16 protein-coding genes are annotated in these 15,513 nt (G+C 69.3%); 11 read left to right on the forward strand and 5 right to left on the reverse strand.

Features of this window, described 5'->3' with window-relative positions; all coding sequences use genetic code 11:
* Positions 1-79 precede the first annotated feature (79 nt).
* Complete coding sequence (locus ACFC1J_RS06175) at positions 80-685, reverse strand: hypothetical protein (protein ID WP_375903464.1); 606 nt, start codon at positions 683-685, stop codon at positions 80-82.
* 675 nt (positions 686-1,360) lie between these two features.
* On the opposite strand from ACFC1J_RS06175, the gene ACFC1J_RS06180 reads away from it, so the two are divergent.
* The 7 genes from ACFC1J_RS06180 (at position 1,361) to rplQ (ending at position 5,295) form a co-directional block, all read left to right on the forward strand.
* A complete protein-coding gene (locus tag ACFC1J_RS06180; RefSeq protein ID WP_375903466.1) occupies positions 1,361-2,032 on the forward strand; it encodes a DsbA family protein in 672 nt (223 codons plus the stop codon).
* A 145-nt stretch (positions 2,033-2,177) separates the two neighbouring features.
* A complete protein-coding gene (infA, locus tag ACFC1J_RS06185) occupies positions 2,178-2,399 on the forward strand; it encodes a translation initiation factor IF-1 (RefSeq protein ID WP_018171468.1) in 222 nt (73 codons plus the stop codon).
* A 66-nt stretch (positions 2,400-2,465) separates the two neighbouring features.
* Positions 2,466-2,582, forward strand: a complete 117-nt coding sequence (rpmJ, locus tag ACFC1J_RS06190; RefSeq protein ID WP_005050492.1) for a 50S ribosomal protein L36 — start codon at positions 2,466-2,468, stop codon at positions 2,580-2,582.
* Between the two features lie 201 nt (positions 2,583-2,783).
* Positions 2,784-3,158, forward strand: coding sequence for a 30S ribosomal protein S13 (rpsM, locus tag ACFC1J_RS06195; RefSeq protein WP_292723411.1), 375 nt, complete (start codon positions 2,784-2,786; stop codon positions 3,156-3,158).
* Positions 3,159-3,188: 30 nt separating this feature from the next.
* Entirely contained in the window at positions 3,189-3,587 is a 399-nt protein-coding gene (gene rpsK, locus ACFC1J_RS06200) for a 30S ribosomal protein S11 (protein ID WP_017829189.1), read from the forward strand.
* A gap of 126 nt (positions 3,588-3,713) precedes the next feature.
* On the forward strand, positions 3,714-4,703 hold the full coding sequence (locus ACFC1J_RS06205) for a DNA-directed RNA polymerase subunit alpha (RefSeq protein ID WP_105686048.1): 990 nt from the start codon (positions 3,714-3,716) through the stop codon (positions 4,701-4,703).
* A 67-nt stretch (positions 4,704-4,770) separates the two neighbouring features.
* A complete protein-coding gene (gene rplQ, locus ACFC1J_RS06210) occupies positions 4,771-5,295 on the forward strand; it encodes a 50S ribosomal protein L17 (protein WP_375903469.1) in 525 nt (174 codons plus the stop codon).
* A 197-nt stretch (positions 5,296-5,492) separates the two neighbouring features.
* On the opposite strand, the gene ACFC1J_RS06215 is transcribed toward rplQ, so the two are convergent.
* Positions 5,493-7,058 (reverse strand): hypothetical protein, encoded by a 1,566-nt coding sequence (locus ACFC1J_RS06215; RefSeq protein ID WP_375903471.1) that lies wholly within the window; start codon positions 7,056-7,058, stop codon positions 5,493-5,495.
* Positions 7,055-7,861 (reverse strand): glycosyltransferase family 2 protein, encoded by an 807-nt coding sequence (locus tag ACFC1J_RS06220; RefSeq protein ID WP_375903473.1) that lies wholly within the window; start codon positions 7,859-7,861, stop codon positions 7,055-7,057. Before ACFC1J_RS06220 ends, ACFC1J_RS06215 begins: the two co-directional genes overlap by 4 nt.
* 140 nt (positions 7,862-8,001) lie before the next feature.
* Between ACFC1J_RS06220 and ACFC1J_RS06225 the strand changes: the two genes are divergently transcribed.
* The gene (locus tag ACFC1J_RS06225) at positions 8,002-8,478 is read left to right on the forward strand and encodes a GtrA family protein (protein ID WP_375903475.1); all 477 of its coding nucleotides are present in this window, start codon (positions 8,002-8,004) and stop codon (positions 8,476-8,478) included.
* An 88-nt stretch (positions 8,479-8,566) separates the two neighbouring features.
* On the opposite strand, the gene ACFC1J_RS06230 is transcribed toward ACFC1J_RS06225, so the two are convergent.
* A complete protein-coding gene (locus tag ACFC1J_RS06230; RefSeq protein WP_375903477.1) occupies positions 8,567-10,141 on the reverse strand; it encodes an AMP-binding protein in 1,575 nt (524 codons plus the stop codon).
* Positions 10,142-10,335: 194 nt separating this feature from the next.
* On the opposite strand from ACFC1J_RS06230, the gene truA reads away from it, so the two are divergent.
* The 3 genes from truA (at position 10,336) to ACFC1J_RS06245 (ending at position 13,181) form a co-directional block, all read left to right on the forward strand.
* Positions 10,336-11,214, forward strand: coding sequence for a tRNA pseudouridine(38-40) synthase TruA (truA, locus tag ACFC1J_RS06235; RefSeq protein WP_375903479.1), 879 nt, complete (start codon positions 10,336-10,338; stop codon positions 11,212-11,214).
* Between the two features lie 79 nt (positions 11,215-11,293).
* Positions 11,294-11,962, forward strand: coding sequence for an endonuclease/exonuclease/phosphatase family protein (locus ACFC1J_RS06240; protein ID WP_375903481.1), 669 nt, complete (start codon positions 11,294-11,296; stop codon positions 11,960-11,962).
* 100 nt (positions 11,963-12,062) lie between these two features.
* On the forward strand, positions 12,063-13,181 hold the full coding sequence (locus ACFC1J_RS06245) for a hypothetical protein (RefSeq protein WP_375903483.1): 1,119 nt from the start codon (positions 12,063-12,065) through the stop codon (positions 13,179-13,181).
* 104 nt (positions 13,182-13,285) lie between these two features.
* On the opposite strand, the gene ACFC1J_RS06250 is transcribed toward ACFC1J_RS06245, so the two are convergent.
* Positions 13,286-15,040 (reverse strand): DUF4012 domain-containing protein, encoded by a 1,755-nt coding sequence (locus tag ACFC1J_RS06250; protein ID WP_375903485.1) that lies wholly within the window; start codon positions 15,038-15,040, stop codon positions 13,286-13,288.
* Positions 15,041-15,513 lie beyond the last annotated feature (473 nt).

A 15,513-nucleotide genomic window follows, 5' to 3' on the forward strand; every position in this document is an offset into this window, starting at 1 on the left:
AGCCCGAGAAACCAGATCCAGCATGAGACCTGCGTTCTGTGGCTAGGTCTCGCGCTGGATGCGGTTTCTCGGGCGCCCACTACGCGGGGCGATGGCGGGTCACCTCGCGAGGGCGTGCCCGGAGCGTAGCGAGCATCGCGCTCTCTCTCGGGCGCGTCAACGGGACGCGTGCGGCATCGAGCGCACGGCACAGCGGATCGATCCGCCACGCGTCGGCGAGTTCCCACCGAGCGAAGGGGTGGTGGTGGCGTCGGAGCCGATCCTCGCGCCTCTTCTCGTCGCGCAGGTGCGCGGCCGCCTTCTCCGGATCCTCCAGGTCGTACTTCCCCCAGCCGTCCGTCTCGCCGACGGCCCCGACCGAGCGGAACAGGAAATCGACCCGATCCAGGATGCCGTCGTAGTGGAACTCGTGCTGGAGCTCCGGCTCCTCGTAGCCACACCAGCGGATCACGGCCCGACTGACGCTCTCCGCCGGCGACTCGGCGCGGCCGTCGGCGTGCTCCCACAACCGACGCAGTTGTGCGGAGCCTCGAGAGGAAGCCTGTCCCGCAGTGAGGGTGCGCAGTGACTCCACGCGCAGGGTTCCACCCTGCCGCCGCGAGATCGCGGCATCGACGACGGCCAGAGCCTGTGCGGGAGGCAGACTCCGCGCCAGATCGGCGGTGGTGTCGAGCAGCGATGTCACGAACAGCGGTCCGCGCTGCTCGATGACGCGAGAATGCGTGCTGGTGTGGACGCAGACGTCTCCGAAACGCCGGGAATGAGCGCGACCGCCATCGAGGACGTGGATGTCACGGGTTTCACCGAATCGAGGCAGTCCGTGCCCGACTGCCGCGGACTCGAGGCAGAGCACCGCGTCCGGATGGGTGCGCACGAAGGCGTGGACCCGCGCTGCATAGCGGTCCCAAGCCGGAAGCTCCGCGTAGCTCTTCGTCGGGGCATAGACCCCGGCGCGGATCCGCGTGTGGGCCGGCGTATCCAGCCTGATCCCTCGCGCCCGAGCTTCTGCCCGCGTCAGCAGAGGTACGGGGGAGGTCAGTGCGGCACGATCGGCAAGGAGCAGTGGCATCCCACCAGCGTGTGCCACGGTCGGTACGCGGAACGTGCCACCCCGCATTCCGCGGACAAGTGAGCGCGCCTGTCTGTTGTGGAGGACCAAGCTCGAGTGCATGAGAAACCAGATCCAGCATGAGACTCGCCAGCAGGAGGCAGGTCTCATGCAGGATTTGGTTTCTCGCAGGGGGACAGCGCTGCGGGCGTGAAATCCGCACTCCCACGACCCTCAAAGGCGGGACACGGCACAATGGGGAGACATAGCTGAGCGGATCCGCCGGGCGGGTCTGGACAAGGAGACACACACATGGCCGCTGCCAAGGGCAGGACCAACGGGTTCGCCATCGGAATCACCGCTGCCGTCGTCGCCGTGCTCATCGCACTCGTCGGCGTCGTCGTCTGGCTCAACAACAAGGCGACGGATCCCGGCGCTGTGCCGAAGAGCGCGATCATCAACACCGACACCGGCGCCGTCACCACGGGCTCCGGCAAGGACAAGGTCGCCGTCTTCGTCGACTTCCAGTGCCCGATCTGCAAGACCTTCGAGGGCGAGTACGGCTCGAAGCTCCAGGCGCTCGCGAAGGAGGACAAGATCACGCTCGAGTACCACCCGATCGCGATCCTGGACCGTTTCTCGCAGGGCACGAACTACTCCTCGCGCGCGGCCGCGGCGGCGTACAGCGTCGCGCAGGAGAACCCGGACAAGTTCCTCGACTACCTGAACATCCTGTTCGAGAACCAGCCGCAGGAGAACACGCCCGGCCTCACCGACCAGCAGCTGATCGACTACGCGAAGCAGGTCGGCGCCGACAAGGCGGAGGCCACGATCAAGGCGAGCACCTTCTTCAAGTTCCCGACCGCGCAGGCGACGTCGCACAAGATCCAGGGCACGCCCACGATCGAGATCAATGGTCAGCGCCTCGACACCAGCAAGCAGAGCGACGTCGCGAAGCTGCAGGCCATCGTCGACCAGAAGTAACCACGCCGCATTTTGCGGATCCGCGGATCCGGACTACCATAGATCCTTGGTGCTTTGCGCCTTGGTCCGGCGTGTCCGGATCCGCACAGTTCCACTCCACCCACCCACCGCAGATCGACCGGTCTGCAGAAGCGTCAGCGAGGCTATGGCTAAGAAAGACGGTGTCATCGAGATCGAAGGCGTCGTGTCCGAGGCGCTGCCCAACGCGATGTTCCGCGTTGAGCTCTCCAACGGACACAAGGTCCTTGCAACGATCTCCGGAAAGATGCGGCAGAACTACATCCGCATCATCCCTGAGGATCGCGTCGTCGTGGAGCTCTCGCCCTACGACCTCACGCGCGGCCGCATCGTCTACCGCTACCGCTAGGCCGGTCGAGAAGTAACACCCCAGGCGTCCGCGCCTGCCCGGTGAAGACAGCGATAAGGAAACAACATGAAGGTCAACCCCAGCGTCAAGCCGATCTGCGACCACTGCAAGGTGATCCGCCGCCACGGCCGCGTCATGGTGATCTGCAAGAGCAACCCGCGCCACAAGCAGCGCCAGGGCTGAGCTGCGGGCTCCGGCCCGACACTCTCGCAATCTCACAACTCAATACAGGTCGCGCGAGCATCCGAGGCGTTTCGTCTCGCTCCGCTCGCTCAACGACCGGCACATCATCGGCAGGATCAGAACCCGCAAGGGGGACACCTCGGGCGGAGGCCCGGGCACCGATCCTGCTCCACACCTCCACAACACTCCAGGAGTTACCGCATGGCACGTCTTGCCGGCGTCGACATCCCGCGCGACAAGCGCGTGGTGATCGCCCTCACGTACATCTACGGCATCGGCCGTACCCGCTCGGTCGAGATCCTCAAGGCCACCGAGATCGACGAGTCGATCCGCGTCAAGGACCTCTCCGACGACCAGCTCGTCGCCCTCCGCGACTACATCGAAGGCACCTACAAGGTGGAGGGTGACCTCCGTCGCGAGGTCGCCGCCGACATCCGCCGCAAGGTCGAGATCGGCTCCTACGAGGGCATCCGCCACCGTCGTGGCCTGCCGGTCCGCGGTCAGCGCACCAAGACCAACGCGCGCACCCGCAAGGGCCCCAAGCGCACCGTCGCCGGCAAGAAGAAGGCCCGCTAAGCGGCGGCCAGGGAATAGGAGAAAACTTTCATGGCTGCACCTAAGGCCGCCGCGCGCAAGCCGCGCCGCAAGGAGAAGAAGAACATCGCGCTGGGCCAGGCCCACATCAAGTCGACGTTCAACAACACGATCGTCTCGATCACCGACCCGTCCGGCGCTGTCATCGCCTGGGCGTCCTCCGGTGGCGTGGGCTTCAAGGGCTCGCGCAAGTCCACCCCGTACGCCGCCGGCATGGCCGCGGAGTCGGCCGCCCGTCAGGCCGCCGAGCACGGCGTGAAGAAGGTCGACGTCCTGGTGAAGGGTCCGGGCTCCGGCCGCGAGACCGCGATCCGCTCGCTGCAGGCCGCTGGCCTCGAGGTGGGTTCGATCCAGGATGTGACGCCGCAGGCGCACAACGGCTGCCGTCCGCCGAAGCGCCGTCGCGTCTGACGCGTTCTGAGGATCCCCGGATCTCGATCCCGTCGAGACCGGGGATCCTCACCCGCGTTTCTTCCACAACTCAAGACCTCACCCACACGTGTCATATAGCGGGCACGTGATCGAAAGGAACACACAGTGCTCATCGCACAGCGTCCCACTCTCACCGAGGAAAAGATCTCCGAGAACCGCAGCCGGTTCGTCATCGAGCCGCTCGAGCCCGGCTTCGGCTACACGATCGGCAACGCGCTGCGTCGCAGCCTGCTCTCCTCGATCCCCGGCGCGGCCGTGACCAGCGTCCGCATCGACGGCGTCCTCCACGAGTTCAGCACCATCCCCGGTGTCAAGGAGGATGTCACCGAGATCATCCTCAACATCAAGCAGCTGGTCGTCTCCTCGGAGCGCGACGAGCCCATCACGGCCTACCTGCGCAAGACCGGCGCCGGCGAGGTCACCGCGGCGGACATCTCCGCTCCGGCCGGTGTCGAGGTGCACAACCCCGAGCTGGTCATCGCGACCCTCAACGAGACTGCCAAGTTCGAGCTCGAGCTCACCATCGAGCGCGGCCGCGGCTACGTCTCCGCGGCGCAGAACCGCAGCGAGTACGCCGAGGCCGGCCAGGTGCCGATCGACTCGATCTACTCGCCCGTGCTCAAGGTCAGCTACCGCGTCGACGCCACCCGCGCCGGCGAGCGCACCGACTTCGACAAGCTCGTGCTGGATGTCGAGACCAAGAACTCGATCGCCCCGCGCGACGCCGTCGCTTCGGCCGGTCGCACGCTGACCGAGCTGTTCGGTCTCGCCCGCGAGCTGAACGTCGAGGCCGAGGGCATCGAGATCGGCCCGGCGCCGGTCGAGGCCGTGCTCTCGAACGAGCTGTCGATGCCGATCGAAGACCTCGATCTGTCGGTCCGCTCGTACAACTGCCTCAAGCGCGAAGGCATCAACACGGTGTCCGAGCTCGTCGCCCTCTCGGAGACGCAGCTCATGAACATCCGCAATTTCGGACAGAAGTCGGTGGACGAGGTGCGCGACAAGCTCGTCTCGCTCGGCCTGTCGTTGAAGGATTCGGTGCCCGGTTTCGACGGCGCCCACTTCTACGGCGGCTCCGAAGACGAGTCCTTCTGACCTACCCGTTCTGTCATCTGGCAGCGGCCAGCTGACCCGAACCTTTCCGATCCAGGAGTAAGAACAAATGCCTAAGCCCACCAAGGGTCCCCGCCTCGGAGGCGGCCCGGCCCACGAGCGTCTGCTGCTTGCGAACCTCGCCGCCCAGCTGTTCGTTCACAAGTCGATCAAGACCACCGAGACCAAGGCCAAGCGTCTGCGTCCGCTGGCCGAGCGCCTCGTCACCTTCGCCAAGCGCGGCGACCTGCACGCACGCCGTCGCGTGCTGACGGTTCTGCGCAGCAACAAGGAGGCGACGCACATCCTGTTCGCCGAGATCGCGCCGCTCGTCGCCGAGCGTGAGGGCGGCTACACCCGCATCACCAAGGTCGGCAACCGCAAGGGCGACAACGCGCCCATGGCCGTGATCGAGCTCGTGCTCGAGCCCGTCGCCCCCAAGGTGAAGAAGGCCGCCGCGAAGCCCGCCAAGGCCGAGAAGGCTGCTCCCGCCGCCGAGGCTCCGGCCGAGGTTGTCGAGGAGGCCGTCGAGGCCCCCGCCGCCGAGGCTGCTGAGGCCCCGGCCGAGGCCGCCGCGGAGGAGAAGGCCGAGTAAGGTCCCTCGCTCGTACGAAGCCCGTCGCCCTCTGTGGGGCGGCGGGCTTCGTCGTTGGCGGCGGTGTCCGGCGGTGTCCGTCGTTGCCCGTCGACGCCCCCCACCCCCTCCGGTCGCCGACACCACATTCCGCGTCGTCCCTGTGAGCGCACGCCATAGGGTGCGCTCACAGGGACGACTCGGAATATGCAGGGGGGCTAGGGAGCGGGGCAGATCACGATGCCGTTGGCGGCGGCGAGGGGGGATCCCGTCTCGCACGTGCCGTAGCCCAGGGTGGGGGTGTGGCGCATGGCGGGGGCGTCGAACAGCCCCAGGTGCGCGCCGGTGAGCACGACGGACGACACCGGACCGCCCCAGGGCTTCGCGGCGAGCCACTCCACGTCGTTGTCGCGCACCCACTCCGCAAGAGGCGCGACGGCGGCCCGCTGCTGGGCCAGGGATTCGGCAGGGGCGCGGGTGGCGCGCACGGTGTCTCCGAGCGCGCCACCGGAGACCACGGCGGCCAGCGCGACGGCGGCGGCGACCGCCGTCGCGCGCATGAGGCCGCGGGCGCTCGAGGCGCCGCACCGCCGCCACAGCGTCACCACGGCGCGCACCGTGATCGCGGCGAGGATCGGGGCGAAGGCGAACACGCCCACCGCGGGATGACGCACCCACAGCGGCAGCTGAGCGGCCTGCGCCCACCAGCCCACGAAGGCGAGCAGGCCCACAGCGGATCCGAACCCGATCGCGAGCAGCTGCGGATCCCGCTCCCACCAGCGCGGCGGGCGCGGCTGCGCGAGCGCATCAGCGCCCTGCGGATCCGCGTCAGGTGAGAGGAGGCGAGTGCCGCCCTCTGCACGCCCACGACGACCGGGAAGCGCAGCCCACACCACGACGACCGCGGCGAGGAGGACCGCGACGGCGACGAGCCACCACGGCACGAACCAGGATCCGGCCAGCGTGCCGAGCTTCTGCGGCACCGTGGTCGGCTCGATGTGCTGGCCGCCGCTGAGCAGGAAGCCGCCCAGCGCGCGCACATGGCGGGCATAGCCCGTGAGGCCGAGCGAGACGAGCGCGATCAGCTCCATCAGCACGGTGGGTGCGGCCACGAACACCAGCGGCACGATCGCGCGACGCAGGGTGGCGCCGAGCCTTCGCCAGAACGGCGCGGCGGGGGCGAGCAGGAAGAGCGCGACGGCGAAGGCGGGCAGGGCGAGCAGGGCGATGAGCTTCGCCTGCACCGCCAGTCCGAGCAGCAGCCCCGCGAGCCAGGTGCGGCGCGGCAGCACGATCAGCGCCCACACGATGAACGCGGCTGCGGCGATCTCGCCGAGCAGGTCTGCAGGACCCTGGATGGGGGAGACGCTGTCGGCCGTGTTGAACGCGAGCGGGAGCACGACAGCCGCGAGGGCGCCGAAGCGGCCGGCCAGGCGCCGTCCCAGCACGCCGAGCCCCACCAGCAGCAGCACCCAGTACGCGAGCGGCACGAGCCGGGCGCCGATCACCGGATCCACGCCCAGCGCCAGCACCCCGGCGACCGGCAGCAGCACGACCGGTCCGGTGGAGATCCGCGGATCGAAAGGCGTCAGGGTCGAACCCGACAGTGTGCCGTCGCTCGCATAGCCGAGGCCGGCGAGCAGATTTCGCGGCACGGTGAGGTTGAAGGCCTCGTCCTCCCAGAATCGCAGCACGGTCAGGCTGTGCCACATCACGATCGCGTTCGCGACGATCAGCAGCCCGAGCAGGATCCAGAACGCGATTCCGGAGAGGCGTCGAGTCATGCGGATCCGGGTCCTTCGAACTGGAGCGCCCGCAGCGGCGCCCCGGGGCGCAACGACCACATCCAGGTCTCGCGCAACGCGCTGAGCGCGAAGAGCACGAGCTTCTTGGGCGGCAGCGACGGGCGGGCGACCTTGCCCCACATCGTGCCGGTGCTCGACGCGCCGCGGCGCGGGATGCTGCGCACGCGCAGGTAGCGCACGGCGAATCCGGCGCGGACCTCGGCGAGGGAAAAGTGCACGTGCGGCACGAGGGCGTCGGAGGGCACGGCGTTCAGGAGGATCTGCAGCGCCTCGGGGCGATACGCGCGCAGCGGGGTGTTCACGTCGGGGACACCGCGTCCGACGACGACCGCGGTCAGCAGGCGCACGCCGGCGGTGAGCAGGCGGCGGTACCAGGCGTCGGTGCGGGAGTGGCGCACGCCGTGCACGACGTCCGCGCCCGTGCGACCGAGGGCACGCACGGCGGACGCGATCTCGGATCCGAGGAACTGCCCGTCGCCGTCGACGTGCACGATCGCGTCGGGAGAGAGTGCGAGCCCTCCGCGATACGCGGCGAGAGCGGTGGGGCCGTGGCCGCGGTTGGCCGGCTGGGTCTGCACCTCGACGTCGTCGATGGCGGACAGGGCGCCGGCCGTGCCGTCGGTGGAGCGGTCGTCGGCGATGACGAAGGTCACCCGTTCCGCCAGCGGGGCGACCGCGGCGCGGATCTCGTCGATGAAGCCGCTGATGCCCTCGGCCTCGTTGTAGGCCGGCATCACGACGGCCAGGTGGGCGTACTGCACTCGAACCTCGAGCCTTCTCATGGAGGGCCCGTGCGGGCCGGGGCGGGACCCATCGGAGCCACGGCGGCACCGGTGGAGTCTTCGCGGAGGAAGGAGCGGGATCCCACCCGATCACGCTGGCGTCCCGGGCCGCACCGTCCCCCGGGTATTCTAGTAGGGCTATGGATCGCCGCTCCCGGTTGCGCCGTCTGGCGGGAGTCGGCACCCGCTTCCTGATCGTCGGCGGCATCAGCACACTCATCGAGGTCGGCGCATTCAACCTCTTCGTCTACGCCTTCGGGTGGGATCTCGTCGTCGGCAAGATCGCCGCGAGCCTGGTCGCCCTGGTGAACGCGTACATCGGCAACCGCGAGTGGGCGTTCCGCGGACGCGACCGGCGCGGGCGCGTCGCCGAGATCGTGCTGTTCCTCGCCGTCAACCTGGTCTGCACCGGGCTGGGCGCGGGCATCGTCTGGCTCGGCGCCGACGTGGTCGAGGGCATGACCGGCCGCGCACCGGGACCGGCGATGGTGAACCTGATCAACCTCGGCAGCATCGCGGTGATCGTGCTGGTGCGCTTCGTGCTCTACCACTACATCGTCTTCCGGCACACGCCCAAGGCGGCGCCGGCCGCGGCGGAGACCTCGCGAGACTTCTGATCCGGCATGAGACACCATGTCTGGGCTGGTGTCTCATGCCGAAAGTGGTGTCTCGCGGATCCGCATCGCACCGACGCCGGACCGGCTCTCAGGGGCGGGCGCGGAGGTCCTTGCGCAGGATCTTGCCCGAGCTCGACTTGGGGATCACGTCGATGAACTCCACCAGGCGCACCTTCTCGTGCGGGGCGACGTGGGCGGCGACGTGCGCCTTCACACCCTCGGCGTCGAGCTCCCCGCCCTGCTGCCGCACCACGAACGCCTTGGGCACCTCCTGGCCGTCCTCGTCCAGGACGCCGATCACGGCGGCGTCGGCGATCGCGGGGTGCTCGAGCAGCACGGCCTCGAGCACGGCGGGCGCGACCTGGTAACCCTTGTACTTGATCAGCTCCTTCAAGCGGTCCACGATCCGGAACACCCCGCCGGCCGTCACGGTCGCGACGTCGCCGGTGTGCAGCCAGCCGTCCGGATCCAGCATGTCGGCGGTGGCGTCGGGACGGTTGAGGTACCCCTTCATGACCTGCGGGCCGCGGATGAGCAGCTCTCCGGGCTCGCTCGCGCCCTCGGCGGGTACGACGACGTCGGATCCGTCCTCGGCGAGCAGGCGGGCCTCGGTGTTCGGGATCAGGAGTCCGACCGTGGAGAGGTCGATGTCGTCGCGCTCCACCGGGATCGTGTGCGTGACCGGACTGGTCTCCGTCATGCCGTAGCCCTGCCGCACGATGCAGTCCAGGCGCTCCGCGACGGCGTGCGCGAGGGCGCCGTCAAGTGGCGCCGCTCCCGAGAACACGACCTTGACCGCGCTCATGTCGTACTGGGCGACGAGCGGGTGCTTGGCGAGCGCGACGGCGATCGGCGGTGCGATGAACAGCCAGCTCGTGCGCTGCTCCGCGATGATGCGCAGGAACTCGACCAGGTCGAACCTCGGCATGGTGACGAGCGTCGCGCGCAGTCGCACGGCGAGGTTGAGCAGCACCGTCATGCCGTAGATGTGGAAGAACGGCAGTACGGCGAGGATCCGGTCCTCGTCCTTCAGGTCGATCGAGACCGTGCTCTGCGCGACGTTCGCGACGAGGTTGCGGTGTGTGAGCATCACGCCCTTGGGGCGACCCGTCGTGCCGGACGAGTAGGGGAGCACGGCGACGTGCGTGGCGGGGTCGAACGTGATCGCGGGCGCGTGATGCCCTTCGGAGAGCAGGTCGCGCAGCGAGGGGTGGCCTTCGGCGCCGTCCAGGACGATGAGCTGGTCGGCAGGCAGGCCCAGCTGCGCGGCGGCGGCCTCCGCCTGCGGCAGCAGTGGGCTGACCGTGATGAGCCAGAACGCGGAGGCGTCGCGCAGCTGGTTCGCGATCTCGTCCGCGGTGTAGAGCGCGTTGATCGTGGTCGCCGTGGCGCCGGCGCGCAGGATCCCGTGGAACACGGTCGCGAACGCCGGGACGTTCGGGCAGAGGAGCCCGACCGCGTCGCCGACGCCGATGCCGCGCGCGGCGAGCGCTCCCGCGAAGAGGTCGATCTGCCCGATCAGCTGTCGGTAGGTGGTCTCGGCGCCGGACATGCCGTCGACGAGTGCGACGCGGTCGAGATCGTGCTCCGAGATGTCGCCGAAGAGGTACTCGTGGATCGGAACCGCGGGGATCTCGATCTCGGGGTGGATGCTGCTGACCATCGGATCTCCTTCGATCTCGGTCGCGTGCGGTCGGGCGCCGCCTCGCTTGCGATTCAGTCTCGCATGAAACGGCACTGGGTGTCAGGGCCGGTTTCGGGATCGTCCGATCCGCGGCGCTGGACGCAGCGGATCCCGAGGGGGCGCCCGTGCGGCATCGGCGGAACGGCGCGAACGGCCCCGGGTACCCTGTATTCGTGCGCATCCGTCTCGACATCGCCTATGACGGCACCCACTTCCGGGGATGGGCGAAGCAACCGGGGCTGCGCACCGTGCAGGGCACGATCGAGCAGGCGCTCGCCCGCATCGTCGGGCCGTCGGCCGGTGACGGCGCCGCGAGCGGGTCCGATCCGCGCCTCGTGGTCGCGGGGCGCACCGATGCGGGCGTGCACGCGACGGGGCAGGTCGCGCACGTCGATCTCGACGAGCAGCAGTGGGCGCGTGTCATCACCCGCAACGGGCGGTCGGCGACGGATCCGGTCGGTTCGCTCGCATCGCGGATCCGGGGGGTGCTCGGCCAGTACCCCGACGTCACGGTGTCGCGCACCTCATCGGCGCCGGAGGGCTTCGACGCCCGGTTCTCGGCGGTGTGGCGCCGCTACCGGTATCGTCTCGCCGATTCGCGCGCCGGCTACGACCCGCTGCTGCGACACGACACGACCACCATTCGAGGAGCGCTCGACGAGGCCGCCATGGACGCCGCCGCGCAGACCCTCATCGGCCTGCACGACTTCGCCGCGTACTGCAAGCCGCGCGAGGAGGCCACCACGATCCGTACCCTCCTCGACTACCGCTGGACGCGCGACGCGGCCGGAGTGCTCGTGGCCGAGGTGAAAGCCGACGCGTTCTGCCACAGCATGGTGCGCGCGCTCGTCGGCGCATGCGCGGCGGTGGGGGAGGGACGCCTCGAAGCGGCGGATCTCGCCCGCCTGCGCGATGAGCTCACCAGGACCAGCGCGTTCAAGGTGCTCGCCGCCCGCGGTCTGACGCTCACGGAAGTGGGGTACCCCGCCGACGACCTGCTCGCGGCCCGCGCCGAGCAGACCCGCAACCGCCGCGACCGCGACAGCGACTGAGAAGCGGATCCGGAAACACGGGGTGAATACCGTGCGCTCGCCCAGGGTCCGAGGAGAGCGCGCGAGTAGCGTGGGGGACGTGCGGATCATCTCCTACAACCTGCGCAAGCACCGGGCGGCGCATGAGCTCGACGACCTCGTCGACGCCCATGACCCCGATGTGCTGTGCCTGCAGGAGGGGGACACCGCCTCGCTGCCGGAGCGCGCGGGGGGCCTGGTGCTCGCGCACACGACGCAGCGCAACCGGCTGGGGCTCGCCATCTACTACCGCTCCAGCGCGTTCCGCCTCGTCGACATGGCGGCGGTCTCGGTCAAGAAGTCGCTGCACGACCACGTGCTCCGCCCCGCCCACGAGCGCCTCCTCGGCGTACGCCTGCGGGACATCGACGCCGGACGCGACTTCCTCGTCGCCTCGCTGCACGCGGCACCGCTGACCGCGCGCAACGCCCTGCGCCGGGACCAGATCCGCGCGGCGCTGTCGGAGCTCTCCGAACTCGGCTGGGGCCTGCCGCAGCTCATCGTCGGCGACTTCAACTACCCCGTGTTCAAAGAGCGGCTCAGCGAGCACATGCGCGATGTCGGCTACGAGCTCGTCATGAGCGACCAGCACACCTATACGCGCTACCGGGTCTTCCGCGGGTTCTACGACTTCGCCGCCGCCTCCGGGTTCATCGTCGATTCCGTGCGCACCCTCCCGCAGGGGGAGTCGGACCACCTGCCGATCCTGGTCACCGCGACGCCGAAGTAGCGCGGCGTCGATCCCGCCCGTCCGTGGGTCACGACACGCACGGGCAGCCTCGGCTTTGTCGATAGAGTCGAGTACCGCATCGACGTGGAAGGGGGGACAGATGCCGAACGATGATCTGCCCCGGGAGGGGGCCGGCGCCGCAGAGGCTGTGAACGGCGATCGCCCGCGACAGACCGATGGGCGTGCTTTCGATCTGTCGTCGCTGTTCCCGCACGAGCACCAGGAGAAGCCCGAGGCGGGCCAGCACGACGATGTGGGCATCCTGTTCCCGGAGCCCGTCCGGACGCCGCGGTCGGCAGCACGACAGGATCCGGTCGAGGACCTGCACCTGGCGCCCGCGGACGTACTCATCGACACGGCCGAGGGGCATCTGTTCGACGAGGCCGAGACCGAGGCGCACCCCTACACGCGTTCGTTCCCCGCCCCGGTGCCCGCCCGGCCGGAACCCCTGCACGCCGCTCCGCGGTACGGGATCGCACGCCCGCAGGTGATCGCGATGGCCGTCGGGCTCGTGATCACCGCCGCCGGCGCCGGATGGGCGCTGGCGACGCCGGGCGCGTCCGCGCCGGTGGCCGTCCAGGCATCTCCGACCGCGACGGTCGAGCCGGAGCGCGTGGCGAAGGTCAACGAATCGGTCGACGTGCTGGCCACGGCCGTGCAGACCGCGCAGGCCAGTGCCGACTCCTTCACGGCGCCGCTGGCTGCGATGGCCGGATCCAGCGATGAGTCCGCTCGGCTCGCCGCGGATGCTGCTCGTCAGGCCTACGTCGCCGCGATCGCCGCGGTGAAGGTGCCGAAGCCTGCGGGCAAGAGCGCGACCAGCGCATCGCTGGACCAGCTCGAAAGGGACGTCGCGGCGGCGAACACGTCGCTCGCCTCCGCGAATGCGGGCTTCCGCGGCGCGATCACCACGTTCCGGCAGTCGCTTCCGGCGTTCGCCGCGACGGTCGTGGCCGAGAACGCCGACGCGGCCGAGCCTTTCCGCACTGCGGCAACCGAGACCGCCGCGGCGGCAGCCGCGTCGGATCCCTTCGGTCCGACCCCGTTCGCCGCTCTGGACGCCTGGCGGGGCGCGCTCGCCGCCCTCATCGCCGACCAGGCGCGCGTCGTCGCCGAGACGGGCACGAGCGGCGCCGGCGGATCCGAGGGTTCCCCCGGCAGCGGCGGCACGGACGGCGCCGCCACGACCGATCCGACGGCCCCGCCCACGTCGCCCTGATCCGGTAGGGCCCCCTGATCCGGTAGGGCCCCCTGATCCGGTGGCCGGGACCCCTGATACGATCCGGTGGATCCGTCGACGTCGACGGCGTGGCCCGAGCCGACCTACTTCTTCGCGGGCGTGCACCCCGGGGTGTCGATCGTGATGGGCGTGGCCTTCACCATCGGGGTATGGCGTACCTCGAGCGGGCCATACGTGCCGGCCGGGGCGCTGAAGGAGGCCACGATGGTGGCGGTCTGCCCCGGCGCAGTCAGCACATTCACCTTGACTGCGCTGCGTCCCAGGTGCGGCTGGCCCGGTGCGGCCACGGGCTGTCCGTTGATCGTCACCCCGGTGAGGGTCGAACCGACCGGGCCGTAGAGGTACATGTCCGTCGATACGTCGCCCTTGGCGAAGAAGCGGCCAGGCGCGATGTACACCGGCAGACCGGGGACCGCAGCCGGGTCCAGGGTGTTCTGCAGCGTCACGGTGCTCGTGAAGGTCGGCGCGGCGTCCTTCTGGCACTGCGTGCTCGACGCGGCGATGCCCATCTGCATGTAATAGTCGAGCTTGCCCTCCGTGATGTCGTCGATGTAGACGCCGAGGTCGGTCGTCTTGGCGTTGTCGGCGGGCATGTTGCCGCCGACGGGCGTACCGGCCAGCAGCTCGGCCTGGGCTTTATCGGAGGGCGAGTACATCAGGCGGCCCTCGTTCGAAGCCTGCACGAGCGCTGTCAGCAGTGCCTTGGGATCGGCGTGCGTGGTGAGCAGCGCGTCGAACACGCTCTTCGCGGCGGCGGCGAAGAACGCGTCCTGCACGGTCGGGTCGGGGTACTTCGCGTACACCTCGTTCAGGAGCAGCGGCACGGCGTTATCGGCGGTGAGCGTCTCGCCGAACGGCTCCGGCATCGTCACCGGCCCGATCGCGCGCAGCAGGTAGCTGAGCGCGACCGGATCCATCGATGCGACCGCGTCGATCGGAGTGCCGAAAGACTCGGCCCAGTAGGCCCGCACGATCTGCGCCGTCTCGCTGAAGTCGGGGGAGAGCGTGGAGTCCTGGATGTAGCGGCCGACCTTGGTGCCGTACAGCGCCTCGGTCTCGGGGTTGAGGGGGATGATCGGATCCGTGCGGCCGTTCGTGAAGTCGCCGGAGCCTGCCTGCTGGGTGAGCGAGATCTTGCCGTTCTCGGCCGTGAGCATCGCGATCGCGGCCGGGTTGCCGCCGGTGCCGCGGGACTCTGCATTGTTCTGGAAGATCAGCAGATAGTGCTGCGGGCCGTTGGCGCCGAGCGCTTTGGGCAGGATCGTGAGCGCGTTGTGGATCGGCGTCACGGCCGGCTCGATCTTCGCCATGGCAGCGTCGAGCTGGGCGACTCCAGAGGCGACTTGCTCGATGAGTGCGGAGCGGTCGAGCTTGTCGAGACTCGTGCGTATGCGGGTCACGCTCGCGTTCGCCGTCTCGATCGTGGTGGCCAGTTTGGAGAGGTTCGCGACGTCAATGCCGCCGTCCTTCGGCATCAGCGCGTTCAGGTCGATCGCCGTGAGCGGCGTGATCGCGTTGCGGACGAGGTCGTTGACGGATCCTGCGACCACGCGCGCCGCAACGAGGTTCGGCCCGGCCACGGGCACCCATTCGGCGCTCTTCCACAGCTGTCCGGTCGTCTCCTTCTCTGCGGAGGCGGTGAGCTGCGAGATCTGCGCGATGGTGGCCTTCGCTCCCGCGGTGTCGCCATCGAGCATCTTCGTCTGCACTTGATCCACGAGCGGGATCGCCTTCTCGAGATCGGCCTTGGCGGCCATCGCGTGCCCGTACAGCTGCTTCGCCGCGAGGAAGCCGGCTACGGCGAGGCCGATGAGCACGAGCAGGATCACGATCGGCACCCAGAAGCGCGCACTCTTTAGCAGGGGGCGACGCGGCTTGCGAGGAGGTTTCCCGGATCGGGCTGGGCGAGCAGGGACGCTCTCGAAGGACGCAAGGAGGTCATCGTCCGCTCCGGCGGCGGACGGGGCATCGGCGGCCTGGCGCGCTTCACGGGCTTCGCGTCGGGAGTTCACGGCTCGATTCTAGGGAACAGGGCTGTGGAATCGCCCGGGCGGCCAGGGGTTAAGGCGTTGTGACGCCGAGCCATCGACGCCACGACGCTCAACCGCGGGTACAGCGCCGCGCCGCGCCCGTTATCCTGGATCGCCGTTTGCATGCGGTCCACCCTGGAATGGCACCGGCGCGGCCCAACAGCACCTAACGATGAAAGCCCGACGCTAGCATCCGAGTTATTGCGCTTGCTAGCATCCGGATCATGGGAGTTGGGCGTCGTACTTTTCTGAGTACAGCGAGTCTGTCTGTGGGATCGATG

Source organism: Microbacterium sp. NPDC056052, assembly GCF_042266785.1.
Taxonomy (GTDB): domain Bacteria; phylum Actinomycetota; class Actinomycetes; order Actinomycetales; family Microbacteriaceae; genus Microbacterium.